Here is a 15,350-nt window from a genome sequence, read left to right as displayed (position 1 = left end):
TCCCTCCCGGGCGAACTCCTTCAGGCGTAAAGACCATATTAATTACGTCACCCAACCGGTCAAATAACTTTTGTAAAAATTGATTCGAATTTTGGATCATTTTAGGAGAAATTTTTTCGAAAGTTTTCAGAAATAAACCAGATAAGCTCTCAAGTTTTAGGCATTAATTTCAACTTTACGAGAAATCTTTTTTTGACTTATCCGATTATCACTACTCTATCAAACGGAATAAAGATAAAATAAGGACTTATATCCGAAACCAGATACATCCTAAGAAATAAAAATTACAATTTACTAAAAAACAACTTGTCTCAAAAAATCATCTCCCTTATATCCAAACCATGCGTTATTCGCGTTATAAAATCCTAATTTATATAATTGCCATCTTGTTTGTCTTTCATACGAATTGTTCGAATGACCCCGGAAATATTCCTCTATTCTTAGCAGCGCCAAATAGTGGAGATAAAATTCACATCATACATCCTCATGCCAATCCCGAAGATAACGTGGTAATCTCCGGATATACGACCTACTACATAGACAAAGATGGAAACGGTTCCGATATGACCATGCAGACGAATTGGCAAACAAATCTTCCATTTACGATCGGAGGGGACGGATCTTTACATATAACAGATAGTGAAGATCCTCTGAACGGAACCATTGTAGGAACCGTTGATGGTATGACAGATACGTTTCATATTTCCGGATATTACGGAGTATTTCTCGACTTCGTAACGAATGCAGATCCAAACGACACTTCTACGTCTTGTCCTGTTGGAGTTTCCACAAGTATCTACTTTAAAGATAATCAGGACGCTACGTTTACTTGGACGGATTATTCCTTTCAATGGAATCCTTACACCGCAATCGGATATTGCGATTCAACTGATTCCATTTGTAATCCATTAAAAATAGTAATTCCAGGTCATAAATTATCAAACGATCAAATCATTTTGGATGATGCGACAATCTTTATGGATTTTTCCGCTAATACATTTTCCGGTTCCGTAATTATTGAAGGAACTCCCGCATGGGTAGGAGTAAATAATCCTCCGTGTCGTGGAATCTATTCCATTTCCGGATTTATAATCGAATAGGACGATAATCCAATTCCTCATTAGATTTCCGCAGAGAGATTAGTTCTCGTAAATTCGGATGTCCCGTTCCATTTCAAATTTAACTCTGTTTCGTCGCGGTAAGGATACGAAGGGCTTTAGTCCTGGCGAAGCCAGGATGAGCGCGAATGCGCGAACCCGTAGTAGCCTGGTCCGATCGACGCGAGGAACCGCCCAACCCTCCAACATGGTTGCAAAAAAGTTTCGATTTAGGAGGAAAAAGGAAATCGAATTTGAGATCCGGAATTTCAAGTTTCTTGCAAATGCAGAAGGGTTGAAAATTTTATCTTTAGATGAGTTCGTATTTTTCTCCCGGAGATTCGGAGCAGTCCGGAATGATCCTTGGTCTACCAAAAGCCAAAAAAGACGCAAGGGCATTAGTTGTCGCAGGTGGAGGAATGAAAGGTTCCTTTGCAGGTGGGGCTTTGTATGCGATCAACCAAGCGGTGCCTTCTACATACTTCGATCTAATTTTAGGAGTTTCTTCCGGCTCTTGTGCGGCCGCTTACTATACTACTGGCTATGAAACGGATCATACCGACGGCTTGAGGATCTTGGACATTTGGAGAAAAGAACTCACCGGTAGCCAATTGATCTCTCTATTAAATCCTTTCCGAGGCAAAACTTTTCTAGATCAAGAATATCTAATAGATTATTTATTCGGAACTAAGTATAGACTTCCTTCCGAATATCTGGAGAAGAAGGAGACTTCTCCTTTCTATGTGGTGGTCACGAATCTTGCAAAAGCGAGAGCAGAATATGTGAAAGCAACAGCTTCCAATGTTTTGAATTTGTTAAAAGCGGCGACTTCTTTGCCGATCGCCACTCGAGGAAAATGGAAATTGGGTGGGCAATATTATGGGGATGGAGGAATCTCCGACCCAATCCCAGTCGAATCCGTTATCCAAGCAGGTTATAAGGATATTACGGTTGTCTTAAATAGTCCTGAGGACGAATTTTCAGATCCGATCCCAGGATTCCAAGGTTGGCTTTCTTATCCTTCTAACAAAAAACTTTCTCATATGATCACCAAGGTGCATCATACTATGTACAATCGAGCTGTTCATATTATCCACTCCCCTCCTAAGGGAGTAAAGATCAGGGTAATTTCGCCGGATGAATCGGAACTAAGCATGGTTACAACGAGTTCCAAACTTCTGAATCGTTCTGTTACAAAGGGTATGGAAGCCGGGCAAAGATTGGTTGCGAATATGATCGCAGAAATTTCCGGGCTTAGAAACAAATCTAAACTTTTAAGAAAATTTTTACTCCCTACAATCAAACCGGATGAAGGTAAAAGCTGACCGCTTAGGCAGCTTCTGCGAATCGTATCTTTTTTAGATTTTCTTTTCTTTTTAATTCTGAAATCGCGAAGTAATACGCTTTTCTGACGGTATGTTCGCTTAAACTTAAATACCAACCTATCTTTTTGAAACTTTTTTCTTCCGTTACGGCCCCACAGACCTCGAGTATTTGTTTTCTGGAATTTTTCCATCTTTCCAAATTTTCGAAATGGTGAATCTGCATGTTTTGGTAGAGCCTAGAAAGTTTTTCATTCAGTTCTTTTTTTCTAATCCAAGATCTCTGTTCTTCTTCCACATCCCTTACATAATAGTCTCTGAGTTTTAATTTTTTCTTTCTCAGTTTCGAATGGAATAATCTGCATTCCTTCAAATTTAAAGGGATCCTATGTTTTAATTTTAAGATAAGAGAAACAATTGGATCCATTTCGGAAAGAAGACTTTGGATTAAGGTAGGTAGTTCCCTAGTTTGGTTTAATATTTCTTTCGTAAATTCGGATCTGGGATCATAAAATCTTTCGAATCCATCCGATAGAATTTCACTTCTGTGAAGTCGTATTTCCTTTCTTCTCTGGTTAGCTATTAAGTTTTTTGTATATGTTGTAAAAAACGCGGGAAAATTGGAATATCCTCTTTCTTTGAAGAGATGTAGTATTTCTTCTGCATCCAAAACCAATTTAAGAACAATTTCAGAACATGAATCTTCGTCTAAATTATATCTTCCTTTTGCAAGTGCCCAGGCCCAGATCCATGCTTCTTTTAGAAAATTTTCGGAGTCCCCTTCTCTAAAATAAAATTCAACGGAAGAGATAAGTTTTTTGTCTTTTTCGGAGTTTTTTTCCATGATCGGATTTCGATCATGACAGATTCGATCTTCTACAAATATAAAATTCGAACCGTTCGTCTTAGAAGCCGAATTGGGGCCTAAGACGAACTTTTTTAGATTTTTTTAGTTAGCGATCCCTACCGTAAGGCTTGCGATATACCCTCCCGTAGAAGAGTCCTCTGTGATCGTGCATAATTCCAAACTTAGATCCGAAGTAGAATTATTAAAAATATTATCATAACAATTCCCAGGCACAGAAGTATTTTGCCCATGAGCAGAATATAGAGAAGTATTATATACGGTTTTTGTAATATCTTCCGGAAAAGCGATTTGAGAAGTCGCCACAAGTCCGTTATTCAAATATACTTGAAAATGGATATGAGTTACCCGTCCCGAATACCAGCCTGGATAGATCGTAGTAAAATTTGCGATTCCTGAACTGTCCGTAAGTTGTATCCCTCTGCAGAATGTTTGTCCTACATAGTTCTTGTTACCCAAATATCCTGACTCACTGTATCCGGAATAATATCCGTCTTTATCACAATGCCAAACATCCACTCTTGCATTTGTAATCGGATTACAATTATCGTTTATATTTTGAATCGTTAAAACAAGACTCAGAGGGATTCCTGTTTTTCCCTCAGTGATATCTTGGCGAAAATAAGAAGAATTAGAACTCAGATCCAAAGGATATGGACCTTCCGTTTCTTTTGGAATTAATGCACATACGGAAGAATTAGAAACATCAGCAGCGTTACAAGAAGAAGAATCTATAACTCCTTGTAATAACCCTAAATCCAACGGAGAATCGTTTTTGTTTTGAGAACAAGAACTTGCAAGGCCTGTAAAGACGGCTCCGGATACGAATATACTTTTCAGAAAATCTTTTCTTTTCAATACAAACTCCATATTCTCTCGTCTAGGAACGAAAGAATGATTTAGATATTTTTTGCATCTAGTTAAACCCGCTCGAAGAAGAACGTTCCCGGAAAAAGAATGAGGAAAGTTTTTTACAAAATAAAAATTAGCTTTATTCGGATAACAATGTCACTTAAGGATGAAAAATGTAAAATGAAACTAAATCATAACAACATAGGTCGCAATAGAAAACAAATATAAGGAACGAAAAACCTCCCGCAAGAGGACCAAAATTATGAAAAAACTGATCTTACATTCTGCATTAGCACTCGTATTAACAGGAGCAATATTTGCACAACCAAGTGGAGGGCCTCCGGGAGAAGATCCTTGCAAAACGGAAAGACAAACCTATTGCAAAGATTCAAGGCCGGGTCCAGAAACGGATCGTTGTCTGAGAGATTATATTTCCAAATTATCAGAGACCTGCAAAAATCATGTAAACGAAATGATCTCTCGTTTTGAAAAATTCAGATCGGCCTGCGCTGCTGACGATGAAAAATATTGCAAGAACGTAGAACGTGGACCTGCGCATATGAAGTGTATGAGAGAAAACGAAAGTAAATTATCCCCTGCATGTAAGGCAGCACTTCCATCTCCTCCACCTGGAGGCGGGCCTAGAATGTAGAAAAAAAGGTTCCCAGACAATTACGCGGGCAAAATCCCTGGATCGTACTCATCGGTAGGCAAAGGAGTACAACCAGGTATTTTGCTCCAGTCGGGTTCATCTCCTATATGGCGATACGAATGGGTCCAGAGAATCCTATCCTTCAAAACTAAAAACACACCAGGCATTCTGAGTAGATGTCTTCCTTGGACTCCATAAAAATTTCCTTTTGCAAGTGCTCGGACCGCACTGACCCATACTTCAGGGCCTGCTAATTCGATTAAGTTACCTTCTTGCACTTGGATCTGTTCATAAAAAGAAGCATTCGGATTCGAGATCGCTTTTGCTTCCGGCCAGAATCTGGAAAAAAATTCTTCTCCATCTCTTACTGAATCAGGATATACGAATAAAATCGGCGGAAATGCAGCCATCGAGGAACTGAAGACACGAAGATCTTCCACTGTTTCTCTGCAAAATATACAACCAAGATGACGCAGAAAAACGACCAAACTAGGTTTTTGAGGAAGATTATCTCCAAAACTTGGGCCGGTTAAATTTCTTCCTTCGACCTGGGATTCCAAAATTTCTTTCGGTAAGAATTTCATCTCTCTATCAAATCTTCTACGATACCGGAAAGGAAATCGATTGCTTTTCTAGTCCTTAGACGAATTTCTTTCTACAATGGATTTGCATCTTGTAGACGTTCTTATCTCTCTTCTGACCCTCACAGCAATGGAAATCGTTCTAGGGATTGATAATATTGTATTTCTTTCCATAGTCGTTGGTAAACTTCCCAAGGAACAACAAGCCAGCGGCCGCACAATAGGGCTTTTAGCTGCCTTAGGTTTTCGGATCGGATTGTTATTTACGGTAAGTTGGCTTGCGAGCCTCACGAACGGACTTTTCCAAGTAGGAAATTTTACGGTAACTGGACGAGACCTAATCATGTTGGGCGGAGGACTTTTCCTAATAGCGAAAAGTACAAGTGAGATCCATCATAAAATGGAAGAAGGTGAAACGGATCTAGACACAGGATCTTCTCCTTCTTTTTTGAATGTGATCGCACAGATCATTATTTTAGACATTATTTTTTCTGTGGATTCAATCATCACTGCAGTAGGACTTTCTGGAGACCTAATGGTCATGGTTCTTGCAGTTGTTATTTCACTTGTGATTATGCTGATCTTCTCAGGTAAGGTGAGCGATTTTATCAACGAACATCCTACCATGAAAATTTTGGCTCTTTCCTTTTTGATCATGATCGGAGTGATGTTATTCGCAGACGGTTTACATTTCCATATTCCAAAAGGATATATTTATTTCTCTATGGCATTCTCTCTGCTTGTAGAGTTTATAAATATGCGGGTTCGTAAGGCAAATCAGTCCCCTTAAGAACTCTGGAATTGATCCTTGCTTTACGGTTCCAGATAGCCCAGCTTAAATTATAAAGTGGAGAAGACCAGAAGTTCGGAAGAATATTTCCGTTTACTGCAAGTTCCAAGACTTGATTTCTCCATTTTCGATATATTTTATCCACTTCTTCCGCAGCTTCTTTAGTGATCGGATCCAGAGACAGATTCCTGCCGAGGTTAAGAGTAGATTCCACTTTTTGAATATATTTCTCCTGTTTCTCCTTTAATTCCGCACTAAAGATCGAAGTCGCTTTATCATAATTTTTTAAACAAAGTCTGTATAAAATTTCATGATTCCACCAGAGAGAAGAATCCGGACTGGTTCCAGGTTGTACAATATCTCCTTCTAAGAATGTTTTTCCGGGAATAGAAAACGGAATAAAAACGGACAAAGAAGGAATAGAACAACCTGTCGCCCAAAATTGAGAATATATAGGATTCGTATCTAGTTCTGCTACAAAAGAAGAAGTAGTTTGGTTCGGAGAGAAAGGACCTCCTGCATGAAGGCAAACTGAACCCATTCCGGATCGAGTCGGAGAATATCCGATACTCTTAGAAGGAAAACCTCCTTGGCTGATAGAAAGTGGAACACTTCCTTTTTCCTTACCTTCTAATCTCAGGATCTGCATCGCTTGTTGTACACCAAGCTTTGGACCGAAAAATTTTCCCCCATTAGAAACGATCTCTCTTCGAACTTTACATTTACTGAAACTAGTAAAAAGGGAATCTGAGAATGTTTCCCGAAAGGAGAACGTTTGTCCCTTTTTCAGCCATCCTTTTGCTCTCGCAAAATCGATCGTATGAGAATGTAGGCCGTCATAATCGGATCCCAGGGTCAGGCCGTTAGAAATTGTATAAAAACCTTTGATCTTTTTCCAAGCCCAATATCTATCTGCAGTCTCCAAAACATAAGCTTCTTTAGGATCAGCGATTATAAAACTATTATGATAGAAGAAATTCCGATTTGAATATCCTCCGCATGCATCTTGACCGAATCTTTCTAAATATTCTATGATCAGATCTCTTGCTTCCGCGGCAGTATCGGAACGTTCTAACCCGAGACGTAAAAGATCCATCCCTGTAAGACCATCATTCTTCTTATCTATCTTAAGTTTTGTGAATACTGCCTCGTTCCCGATCACAACACCTTTTGAATTTGCTCCCATCTCAGCTCCCCAGATATGAAGAGGACGAGAGATCAAAACTTCTCTGGATCTTTTGGAACTTGGAACATCTATAAATGTAAGTCTTTGTTGGCTTTCCTTAGAAATTCTTTCTGGATATCTTACAAGACATTGGGGCTCATTCGGCTCTCTATCTGAATTTTTTCCGAAGATCATTTTTCCAGAAGAGGTGGAATCTGGAGTGGCTACAAAAGTATCACACATGGGCAGTGATACTAACTCTTCCCGTAAGAAGAGCAAGATGTTTTTTAATTTAAAGAACTTCCAAATATAGCATAGTCATATCGTCTTTAGGCGGAGAAGAATGTAGTCCAAGAACCGCTTCTCCCAAAGAATCCAAAAATACTCTTCCGGAAAGAGATGTATAATCTCGGATCAGATCTATGAACGCTTCATAACCGAAAAATTCTTTTTCTTCAGTATAAAACTCAAACATTCCATCAGAAAATAATATCACCCTGTCTCCGGGTTCTAATAAAATTTCGTAATCTCGGTTGAATAATTTTGGAAGTGCAAGTAACACGGTTCCTTTTCCGGCCAATTCTTGGACCGAACCGTCAGACTTAATTAGAACCGCAGGATGATGTCCCGCATAAGAATAGGTCAGACTTTTTTTCATTCGATCCAATCTCATATAAACAGCGGTGATAAAAAATCCGCCGATCATAGTCATTAAAGACTCGTGGATCAAAGTCAGACCCTTGGAAGGACTTTCTGCAACAGGAGCCGTCGTCTTAAAAGCCATTACCGCCATAGCGGAAACCATTGCTGCGGAAACTCCATGACCTGCAGCATCTGCAAAGAAAAAGTCAAGCTCCCCTTCTTTGCCTAGATTCGTTTTGATCAAATCTCCGCCCACACTTTCCAAAGGTTTAAAATAAGAATGGATCCTAAAACTCCCTGCTTCTGGAAATTCCAAATCCACAAGGCTTTTTTGTGTTTTCTGAGCGATGGACAATTCTTCTTCGATATTGACCTGGAATTTTTCCATTTGTACATCTGCTTCTAACAAGGTTTCGAATGTTTTCATTCTAAAACCGATTACAAGAACCGACAAAACTCCGGAAGATATAAGACCAAAATAATACATTCCTACATCTATCTTAGGATCTTTTACATGAATTCCCACAAAGAACGCGATCGCTATAAACAGAAGAAGGACCGGTATCAATACTCTACGGTTATTGATTGAAACACCCGTACTGAATACTACTAGGATCAATCCGAATAGATAACCCAGATATAAACCGTTCACATACAAAAGATAAAATGAATGGATACTCATCACCGCGAAATGAAAGAGCAATACAGATTCGCAGTATTTTTTAAAATTTTCGAATTTAAAACTTAAGAATAAGGAGATACAAATTAATGTAACATGAGAGACTCTCATCCATCTTGGATCGGAGAGACCTTCCGAAGCAGGATCACCTAACAACAAACCGAATCCCGCGAAAAAAAGAAAAAGAGACATCGCGAAACGAAATCGCGACAATGATTCTTCTGATAAAAATTCTTTTACGCTTGTGATTGCCGGCGTTTCATTTGTTTTGTTGGAAGAATTGTTCCTTATAGACATCTGGAATCGCCGCGGGTTTTCCGGTAGAAAAATTAAACCATAACAATTCCGCTTTTCCAGTCAACACGCATTCCCCAGTCTGATTCCACATAGAACAAACGATAGAAAAAGATCTATTCTTAACGGATTCCAATTTTACGGAAATATCAATCGTTTCCGGAAAACGGACCTGCTTTCTATAATCCATTTCTATATGAGTGAGAACCGGTCCACCTTCCATAGGTTTCTGTGGAGATTCCCAAAGACCCATATCATCAAAATAGGAAGCCCTCGCAGTTTCGAAATATCTTGCATAGACCACATTATTCACATGACCAAAGGCATCCATATCTCCCCAAGCCACTTTTTGTTGAACGCTGTATGGGTATCTTTCCGGTTTAGACATAGTGCTAGAAAAATCGAAGGGATCAATTCTGGAAAGGAAAGAATTTTATTTAAGGCTCACAAAGTGGAAGCAGAGAGCACTGAGAAAAGTCATAAGCACAATAATAGAAACTCCGTGCTCTCTATGCGGATCAAATTTTTTAGAACTTTGATGCTAAGAGGCGCGGAGTTGCAAAGATTAACAAGAGCGATCAGGAGTTTTCGTATTTTTTCAAAGCTTCCTTAGATATTTCTGCTGGAACTGTTTCTTGCAAAATTTCTAAAAATATATCCAATCCAGCTAAATAAGTTATAATTTCGATCTTTACCTTTGGGCCGTAGATACGAAATGCGGACTGACTAAAAGTTACCTTATTAATCTCTTTCCAAGATAATTCAGATTTATTCCTAAACAAACCAAAAGATTGGATAGATTTTTTATCTATAATGATTTCGTGGTTCTTGCAATAGAACAGTAGAATTATAGATGCAATCATCATCGGAAAAGAAATATAAAAGACTGCCAAATCAGATGGCAAACTAAACTCACCTGTTTTAAAATGAGGATAATATTCCCGAACTAATAGTCCGAATAAAAAAATAAGAAGAAAAATAGCTAAATACCAATATATAATCGGAAGTCTTAATATAATTTTTCCTTCAACCTCTCTCGGCTTTGTTTGTTTCGCGAGCAAATAAATAATAAGCCCGAAGACAGCTCCCGCGATTTCAACCGAAATGTAATGATATATCCAATCCAAATCTATTACCTCGAATAATGTAATTTTCTAATATATGGCTTTTCTTCTAAAGACAGTCACATATTTTTCGATAATTTCTAAAATCAAAAATTTCACATCAGGACTTTCTTAAAAACTGTTTATAGTTTTGAAACGCTTCTTCATACAGGTCGGAAGAAACAGATTCTTCTAAAGTAGAAAGAAACAGTTCAAACCCAGACAAAAGAGTCACTACTTCTATTTTCTCTTTATTATCCGAAAGGAAAAAGGCAGACTTTTCGAATTGGACAGATTTAATATCACGCCAAAGGATCCTTTTATGTTTTCGAAAAACTCCCCGAGACAAAATTGAATCCTGCTCCAATATGATCTTATAATTTTTACAATAGAGTATCAGTAAGGTTCCTACCAAAAAAAGAAAAAATGACACCGAACACAAAATTGGATCAGGAAAACTGAAGATCCCATTCTTCTGAAAATTAAAGTAAGTATCTCCCAAAAGAACAATCGGAACGAGTAAAATCAAAAAGAAACCTGCAAATCTATAAAAGATAGGAAGCCGTAAATAACGTTTTGTATTCTTTTGAAGCTGAAGTTTATCTGTTTGTTTGATAAAATATTCGAATGTATATGTAAGAGAAAAAGCGAAAACAGATCCAAGTATTAAAACCAGGATCGCTTCTCTTGTGAACCATTCCATATTTATAAAATTCATATAATGACAGTGGAAGATCTGCGTATAAGCCGGATTTTGTACTCTTGCGAGTGATGATCATTTATCTTGGTCTTTTAGTTGCCGAAAAGACTCTTTGCTCTCTACCCGCGGCCCTGCAGAACCAACGATGGCCGCCTATTCGAGATTGCACCCGGGAGGGTTTACATTGCCCGCTTTTTTACAAAAGCGGCGGTGGGCTCTTACCCCGCCATTTCACCCTTACTAGAAAACTAGCGGTATATTTTCTGCTGCACTTTCCATATCCGGTTTCTTACGATCCCGAACTCCGGGAATTACCCGGTCCCGCGGTTCTATGGTGTCCGGACTTTCCTCACAAACTCTCCGAATGAGGGATAATCCACTCGATCAGAAAAGAAAGCGCGACCATCCGGCAGACCTTCCAAAACGAGTTTAGAAAAAATCCGTGCAAATGCTATTCGTTTTTTGGGCTCCGGGCGACTCACTCGCTTCGCTCGGACCGGGCTCTACGCTCCAATCAGCGACGCACCATTACATGTCGCGTCGCCGGATTTCCGCTGCGATCCCTGTCGCAAAAATGTAAAGAAAATACCTCAGCTATTTTGCAACCTTCTCCCCGAATTATCCTCTTATTCAACAATGTCATCCAAGAATATACAAAAGCCCCATCCAGGAAGTTCAGAAAGAGCCAGAAAGGCCTTGCGCTGGTTCGGAAGACTTTATGGATCCTTATTCTATAAAGCAGAAGTTTATGGATTAGAAAATGTACCTGAAAACGGAAAGGTCCTAGTCTTATCCAAACACCAACGAAACGACGATATTCCCTTGGGACTCTCTAAAGCATTATATCATAGAAGAATGGATATCTGGGCGATCATGAAAGATTCTCTTGCTTCTCCTATGTTCTTTGATTTTTTTCTTCGCTGTGGAGGAATTCCTCTCAACAGAAAGGAACCCAGAAAAAGTAAAAACGATCTGCTATTCGCTAAGAAGGTACTCAATGAAGGCAATATGCTCGTGATCTTTCCGGAACAGACCACCATTCCTTATAAAATGGGAAAAGGCCGCCCCGGCGGATTCAGATTCATAGTCGGAAAGCCGGAAGAACCGCTGCCAGTTCTATGCCTGGGACTGGAATATAAACCTAGAGGCTTTTTGCGTAGAACGAGCTTCATAGTCCGTGCAGGAAAACTTAGATATTTAACTGCGGATATGGACCCGGAAGATTTCCTGCATGATTGTATGCATGAGATCGCAAGCCTAACCAATCTCAAATACCCATTCGAACAGGCTAAAAAATCAGCAGATCCGGAATTGGAAGAAATTATTGGCTAATAACTCCGCGTCTTAGCGCCTCTGCGTGAAAAAACTTCTGGGGCTTCTCGGCCTCAGGGGCTCTTAATAACTTCCTAACAAGCTGGAAGGAACTCCTTACACCCCTCCCCATATACAGCCAGAAACCAAAGGGCTATAGTAGGCCCATGTTTCCGGAAAATTTTCAGGCTTTAGAAATAAAAAATCGGAGAGATTCCAGAAACTTGGCACGGCCTTTGCACTATATTATACAAAGCCCCGGCTGGGAGATAAAAAGATGAACAAATTAATTAAAATTGCCTTAATTTTAAGCATCTCCACTGCAATTTATGCAGAACCTGAAACCAATGTGATCGAAAGTTCGCTCAAGAACTACGCACCGGAAACAGAAGCCCAGCTAGCAAATAAGCTTACTGCCCTTGGTAGCCTAAAACAAAAAACCAGGGACTACGAAGGTGCAATCGCTTTTTACGATCAGTCCTTAGCTGTGAGAACAAAAATCGGCGATAAGGAAAGCTCCGGATACGCTCTGGTTCTTTATCTGAAATCAATCTCCGAATTCCGTCTCGGCAAATCCTGCCAAGCTTTAGAGAACATTAAAGAAGTTATCCATGTATACCAAAAGATTGGTGACCTTGATTCCGCTCTTCACGCAGAGGAAGAAGGTCTTAAAAAATACCAGGAAGCATGTAGCCTGGCTTTTGCGAAACAGCCAAGCCTGACTCTAAACAAGGACTAAGAAACTCTAGGAAATCATCCCATCTCTAGTTCTAACTTCCCTGGTCCGCCCCTTTCGGGGCGGGCGCTTTTTTTGATTTGACTCTGATTTTTTCCATCCTAATCTTACAGGAATTCCTGGGTTGGGATGACTCCCTTTCTTTCCCCGTCCAAAAATACGTTTCTTTAGTTTTTTCTGATCCGCATTCGTGCTATGATAAAACTTTGAGAAGCCATATATAAAAATTTCGGAGGCTTTACATGAAAATCGTTTTTAATTGGAAAAATCTAGATCATTCCGGAACGGCAGAAGATTATGCCGGAAAAAAGTTAGAACGAGTCTCTAAATATATACAAAAGTTAGTTTCGATGGAAATTTCATTCGAACAGGTGCATGGGTTGATTAGCGCTAATTTGAATTTAGCTGCAGATGGAAGTAAGTTTAATGCACAACACGAAGATAAAGATATTTATTCCTGCATAGACGGTTTAGAAGATAAGATCGTAAAACAAGTAAGCAAACACCACGACAAAAAAGCCGCTCATTGATGGACCAAGACAGGAAGTACGAAGAAGCGATAAAACATTTATCCGAAGGAGAGTTCGAACTCTCCCGAAACTTATTCGATTCCCTATTGGAAGAAGATCCCGAAAACCCCGAGTTTGCCTCGGGGTTTTATATTTCTTCTTTTTGGGATCATAGAATTGATCGGATCCATCTCACAAAAGAAGGAAGAGAAAGAACGGGACTTCTATTAGAATTCCTGAAAGACTTCGATTCCATTTATAAAAGTAAATCCTTTCCAAAAGAACTCTCCTATCATTCTGCAATGAGTTCTATTCTGCAAGAAACCACAGACCAGGTACGGATCGCACTTAGAAAGGAAGGTATCCAATCTCTTTCTCCAGGACTCATCGCAGAACTTGCTTATCGATTATTACTCGCAGAAGATACTGATCTTGCTTCCGAAGTCCTTCGAGATTCTTCTGGTTTGGAAAGATTTTCTCCTGAGTTATTATTTTTCAGAGCGGAATGTACTTACTTAAGCGGACAACATTCTCAGGGACTCCTATTATATAGAGAAGCTTTTTTAAAAGAGCCTAGTGCCGTTCGACTGGAATCTGTTCGTTCAGAGCCTATCTTCTCAGCTATACAGATCTTAAAGGAAGAATTTAAGGAAGAAGGTGAACTGAAAGAGGCATTACCTGTCCTACTTCTCGAAAGAGGAGTGTTCAAAGAGATCCGTAAAATGAGCGATAAGGAATTGGAAGCATATCGTTCCGAATTATTTAGACTTCGTGACTCTTTGGGACTACGTAAAGGTGGAACTGAATTTAAGGTAAAGTGTAGAATGATCCAACTCTGCTGTGCTTTACTCGATTCCAGAACCTCGATCCTTTATGGAGAAGTCGCCCAAGAAGCAAAACGTATCCTGGATTCTTTAGATCCGAACTTATATCATAAAAGACTGAAGGTCTAATAGAGATCTGCAAAGTGCAGAGGGAGAATATTTTGGCTCTCGAAAATCCTATTCTAAAAGCACTGGGCTTAAAAGGCCCTCTCATTCTTTCTCCATTGGCAGGTGGCCCTTCTACTCCTGAATTGATTTCTGCAGTTTCTAATGCGGGTGGACTTGGATCTCTGGGACTCGCTTACGAGGCACCGGAACAGATCGTTCAGATCATCCAAAAAACGAGAAGCCTAACTTCCAAACCAATTGCAGTGAATCTTTTTGTGCCTGCGAAAACTCCAGAACTCAGTGCTGATCAAATCAATCTGGCAATTGAAGCCACAAAAAAGTATAGAGAAGAGTTAGGAGTTCCTACACCTAAAATTGATCCCCCTTATGCTTTGGATTTTGATCTACAATTCGAAGCGATGTTAAGCCAAAAACCGGAAGTGTTCAGTTTTACTTTCGGGCTTCTATCTTCTGATTATATTCAAGAATGTAGAAAGAATCGGATCATTACCTGCGGAACAGCCACAACATTAGAAGAAGGGCTCCAAGCCCAAGAGAGTGGCATAGATTGGCTTGTGGCGCAAGGAATAGAAGCCGGCGGACACAGAGGTATTTTCTCTTCTACTGAAGAAGATCCTGGGATCGGATTATTTCCTCTCGTAAGAAGTTTAGTTCACAATTTGAAGATCCCAGTGATTGCTGCAGGAGGTATCATGGACGGAGCGGGAATTGTAGCGGTTCTTGCTTTAGGAGCAAGTGCAGCACAATTAGGCACAGCATTTTTATTATGTGAAGAAGCGGGAACTTCTAAACCTTATAGAGAAGCCTTAGTTTCTAAAAATCGTAAAACAAAAACCACTCGTGTATTTTCCGGTAGGATCGCCAGAGGTTTAGAAAATAGATTTATGAAAGAAATGGAGACCCGGCAAATTCTACCCTTCCCCGCTCAAAATGCTTTTACAAGAGATATCCGAAAAAGATCTGCAGAACTTGGAAAGTCCGACTTCTTATCTCTTTGGTCAGGACAAGGAATAGAGTTAATCAGGGAAATGAAAGCCGGCGAGCTTGTTGCGGTCTTATTCGAAGAACTAAAGACCGCAACTTATAGAGTTAGTTAAAA

The 15,350-nt window shown here is 39.6% G+C and carries 17 protein-coding genes and 1 other RNA gene; 9 read left to right on the top strand and 9 right to left on the bottom strand.

Features of this window, described 5'->3' with window-relative positions; genetic code table 11:
• Positions 1-341: 341 nt before the first annotated feature.
• Together CH365_RS11250 and CH365_RS11245 are read left to right on the top strand one after the other, a co-directional pair.
• Positions 342-1,100, top strand: a complete 759-nt coding sequence (locus tag CH365_RS11250; protein ID WP_125226311.1) for a hypothetical protein — start codon at positions 342-344, stop codon at positions 1,098-1,100.
• A 311-nt stretch (positions 1,101-1,411) separates the two neighbouring features.
• Positions 1,412-2,422, top strand: a complete 1,011-nt coding sequence (locus CH365_RS11245; RefSeq protein WP_100768646.1) for a patatin-like phospholipase family protein — start codon at positions 1,412-1,414, stop codon at positions 2,420-2,422.
• Between the two features lie 4 nt (positions 2,423-2,426).
• Here CH365_RS11245 and CH365_RS11240 read toward each other — a convergent pair whose 3' ends face one another.
• The gene (locus CH365_RS11240; protein ID WP_100768645.1) at positions 2,427-3,263 is read right to left on the bottom strand and encodes an RNA polymerase subunit sigma-70; all 837 of its coding nucleotides are present in this window, start codon (positions 3,261-3,263) and stop codon (positions 2,427-2,429) included.
• A gap of 105 nt (positions 3,264-3,368) precedes the next feature.
• A complete protein-coding gene (locus CH365_RS11235; protein WP_165782598.1) occupies positions 3,369-4,142 on the bottom strand; it encodes an intradiol ring-cleavage dioxygenase in 774 nt (257 codons plus the stop codon).
• A gap of 256 nt (positions 4,143-4,398) precedes the next feature.
• On the opposite strand from CH365_RS11235, the gene CH365_RS11230 reads away from it, so the two are divergent.
• A complete protein-coding gene (locus CH365_RS11230; RefSeq protein WP_100768643.1) occupies positions 4,399-4,788 on the top strand; it encodes a hypothetical protein in 390 nt (129 codons plus the stop codon).
• Between the two features lie 20 nt (positions 4,789-4,808).
• Here CH365_RS11230 and CH365_RS11225 read toward each other — a convergent pair whose 3' ends face one another.
• The gene (locus CH365_RS11225) at positions 4,809-5,372 is read right to left on the bottom strand and encodes a SelL-related redox protein (RefSeq protein ID WP_100768642.1); all 564 of its coding nucleotides are present in this window, start codon (positions 5,370-5,372) and stop codon (positions 4,809-4,811) included.
• A 76-nt stretch (positions 5,373-5,448) separates the two neighbouring features.
• Between CH365_RS11225 and CH365_RS11220 the strand changes: the two genes are divergently transcribed.
• Complete coding sequence (locus CH365_RS11220; protein ID WP_100768641.1) at positions 5,449-6,159, top strand: TerC family protein; 711 nt, start codon at positions 5,449-5,451, stop codon at positions 6,157-6,159.
• On the opposite strand, the gene CH365_RS11215 is transcribed toward CH365_RS11220, so the two are convergent.
• The 6 genes from CH365_RS11215 to rnpB form a co-directional block, all read right to left on the bottom strand.
• Positions 6,119-7,567 (bottom strand): peptidase C69 family protein, encoded by a 1,449-nt coding sequence (locus CH365_RS11215; protein ID WP_100768640.1) that lies wholly within the window; start codon positions 7,565-7,567, stop codon positions 6,119-6,121. The two genes, CH365_RS11220 and CH365_RS11215, sit on opposite strands and share 41 nt — an antisense overlap.
• A 49-nt stretch (positions 7,568-7,616) precedes the next feature.
• Positions 7,617-8,804: a PP2C family protein-serine/threonine phosphatase gene (locus tag CH365_RS11210; RefSeq protein ID WP_244283131.1), complete on the bottom strand. Its 1,188-nt coding sequence runs from the start codon at positions 8,802-8,804 to the stop codon at positions 7,617-7,619.
• 100 nt (positions 8,805-8,904) lie between these two features.
• Positions 8,905-9,327 (bottom strand): acyl-CoA thioesterase, encoded by a 423-nt coding sequence (locus CH365_RS11205; RefSeq protein ID WP_100768638.1) that lies wholly within the window; start codon positions 9,325-9,327, stop codon positions 8,905-8,907.
• Between the two features lie 190 nt (positions 9,328-9,517).
• Positions 9,518-10,066 (bottom strand): hypothetical protein, encoded by a 549-nt coding sequence (locus CH365_RS11200; protein WP_100768637.1) that lies wholly within the window; start codon positions 10,064-10,066, stop codon positions 9,518-9,520.
• 97 nt (positions 10,067-10,163) lie between these two features.
• Positions 10,164-10,745 carry a hypothetical protein gene (locus tag CH365_RS11195; RefSeq protein WP_244283130.1) on the bottom strand — a complete coding sequence of 194 codons (582 nt, stop codon included), beginning with the start codon at positions 10,743-10,745 and terminating at the stop codon, positions 10,164-10,166.
• Positions 10,746-10,769: 24 nt separating this feature from the next.
• An RNA gene (gene rnpB / locus CH365_RS11190) (RNase P RNA component class A) lies at positions 10,770-11,160 on the bottom strand.
• Positions 11,161-11,378: 218 nt separating this feature from the next.
• On the opposite strand from rnpB, the gene CH365_RS11185 reads away from it, so the two are divergent.
• The 5 genes from CH365_RS11185 to CH365_RS11165 all read left to right on the top strand — a co-directional run bounded on the left by CH365_RS11185 (position 11,379) and on the right by CH365_RS11165 (position 15,348).
• Complete coding sequence (locus tag CH365_RS11185; RefSeq protein WP_100768684.1) at positions 11,379-12,074, top strand: lysophospholipid acyltransferase family protein; 696 nt, start codon at positions 11,379-11,381, stop codon at positions 12,072-12,074.
• A 256-nt stretch (positions 12,075-12,330) separates the two neighbouring features.
• A complete protein-coding gene (locus CH365_RS11180; RefSeq protein WP_100768635.1) occupies positions 12,331-12,792 on the top strand; it encodes a tetratricopeptide repeat protein in 462 nt (153 codons plus the stop codon).
• Positions 12,793-13,031: 239 nt separating this feature from the next.
• Positions 13,032-13,319 carry a ribosome hibernation-promoting factor, HPF/YfiA family gene (gene hpf / locus CH365_RS11175; protein ID WP_020771476.1) on the top strand — a complete coding sequence of 96 codons (288 nt, stop codon included), beginning with the start codon at positions 13,032-13,034 and terminating at the stop codon, positions 13,317-13,319.
• On the top strand, positions 13,319-14,251 hold the full coding sequence (locus CH365_RS11170) for a hypothetical protein (protein WP_100768634.1): 933 nt from the start codon (positions 13,319-13,321) through the stop codon (positions 14,249-14,251). Before hpf ends, CH365_RS11170 begins: the two co-directional genes overlap by 1 nt.
• Positions 14,252-14,283: 32 nt before the next feature.
• Complete coding sequence (locus CH365_RS11165) at positions 14,284-15,348, top strand: NAD(P)H-dependent flavin oxidoreductase (protein WP_208861200.1); 1,065 nt, start codon at positions 14,284-14,286, stop codon at positions 15,346-15,348.
• The last annotated feature ends 2 nt before the right edge of the window (positions 15,349-15,350 follow it).

The organism is Leptospira neocaledonica (assembly GCF_002812205.1).
In the GTDB taxonomy this organism is placed as follows: domain Bacteria; phylum Spirochaetota; class Leptospiria; order Leptospirales; family Leptospiraceae; genus Leptospira_B; species Leptospira_B neocaledonica.
The sequence above is the reverse complement of the archived record's forward strand: the minus strand, read 5'-3'. Positions and strand labels throughout refer to the sequence as shown.

What these genes read in the sequence shown, in the direction of transcription:
- CH365_RS11250 (WP_125226311.1), top strand. Translation starts at nt 342, where the DNA reads ATGCGTTATTCGCGTTATAAAATCCTAATTTATATAATTGCCATCTTG.
- CH365_RS11245 (WP_100768646.1), top strand. Translation starts at nt 1,412, where the DNA reads ATGAGTTCGTATTTTTCTCCCGGAGATTCGGAGCAGTCCGGAATGATC.
- CH365_RS11240 (WP_100768645.1), bottom strand. Translation starts at nt 3,263, where the DNA reads ATGGAAAAAAACTCCGAAAAAGACAAAAAACTTATCTCTTCCGTTGAA.
- CH365_RS11230 (WP_100768643.1), top strand. Translation starts at nt 4,399, where the DNA reads ATGAAAAAACTGATCTTACATTCTGCATTAGCACTCGTATTAACAGGA.
- CH365_RS11225 (WP_100768642.1), bottom strand. Translation starts at nt 5,372, where the DNA reads ATGAAATTCTTACCGAAAGAAATTTTGGAATCCCAGGTCGAAGGAAGA.
- CH365_RS11220 (WP_100768641.1), top strand. Translation starts at nt 5,449, where the DNA reads ATGGATTTGCATCTTGTAGACGTTCTTATCTCTCTTCTGACCCTCACA.
- CH365_RS11215 (WP_100768640.1), bottom strand. Translation starts at nt 7,567, where the DNA reads ATGTGTGATACTTTTGTAGCCACTCCAGATTCCACCTCTTCTGGAAAA.
- CH365_RS11205 (WP_100768638.1), bottom strand. Translation starts at nt 9,327, where the DNA reads ATGTCTAAACCGGAAAGATACCCATACAGCGTTCAACAAAAAGTGGCT.
- CH365_RS11195 (WP_244283130.1), bottom strand. Translation starts at nt 10,745, where the DNA reads ATGGAATGGTTCACAAGAGAAGCGATCCTGGTTTTAATACTTGGATCT.
- CH365_RS11185 (WP_100768684.1), top strand. Translation starts at nt 11,379, where the DNA reads ATGTCATCCAAGAATATACAAAAGCCCCATCCAGGAAGTTCAGAAAGA.
- CH365_RS11180 (WP_100768635.1), top strand. Translation starts at nt 12,331, where the DNA reads ATGAACAAATTAATTAAAATTGCCTTAATTTTAAGCATCTCCACTGCA.
- hpf (WP_020771476.1), top strand. Translation starts at nt 13,032, where the DNA reads ATGAAAATCGTTTTTAATTGGAAAAATCTAGATCATTCCGGAACGGCA.
- CH365_RS11170 (WP_100768634.1), top strand. Translation starts at nt 13,319, where the DNA reads ATGGACCAAGACAGGAAGTACGAAGAAGCGATAAAACATTTATCCGAA.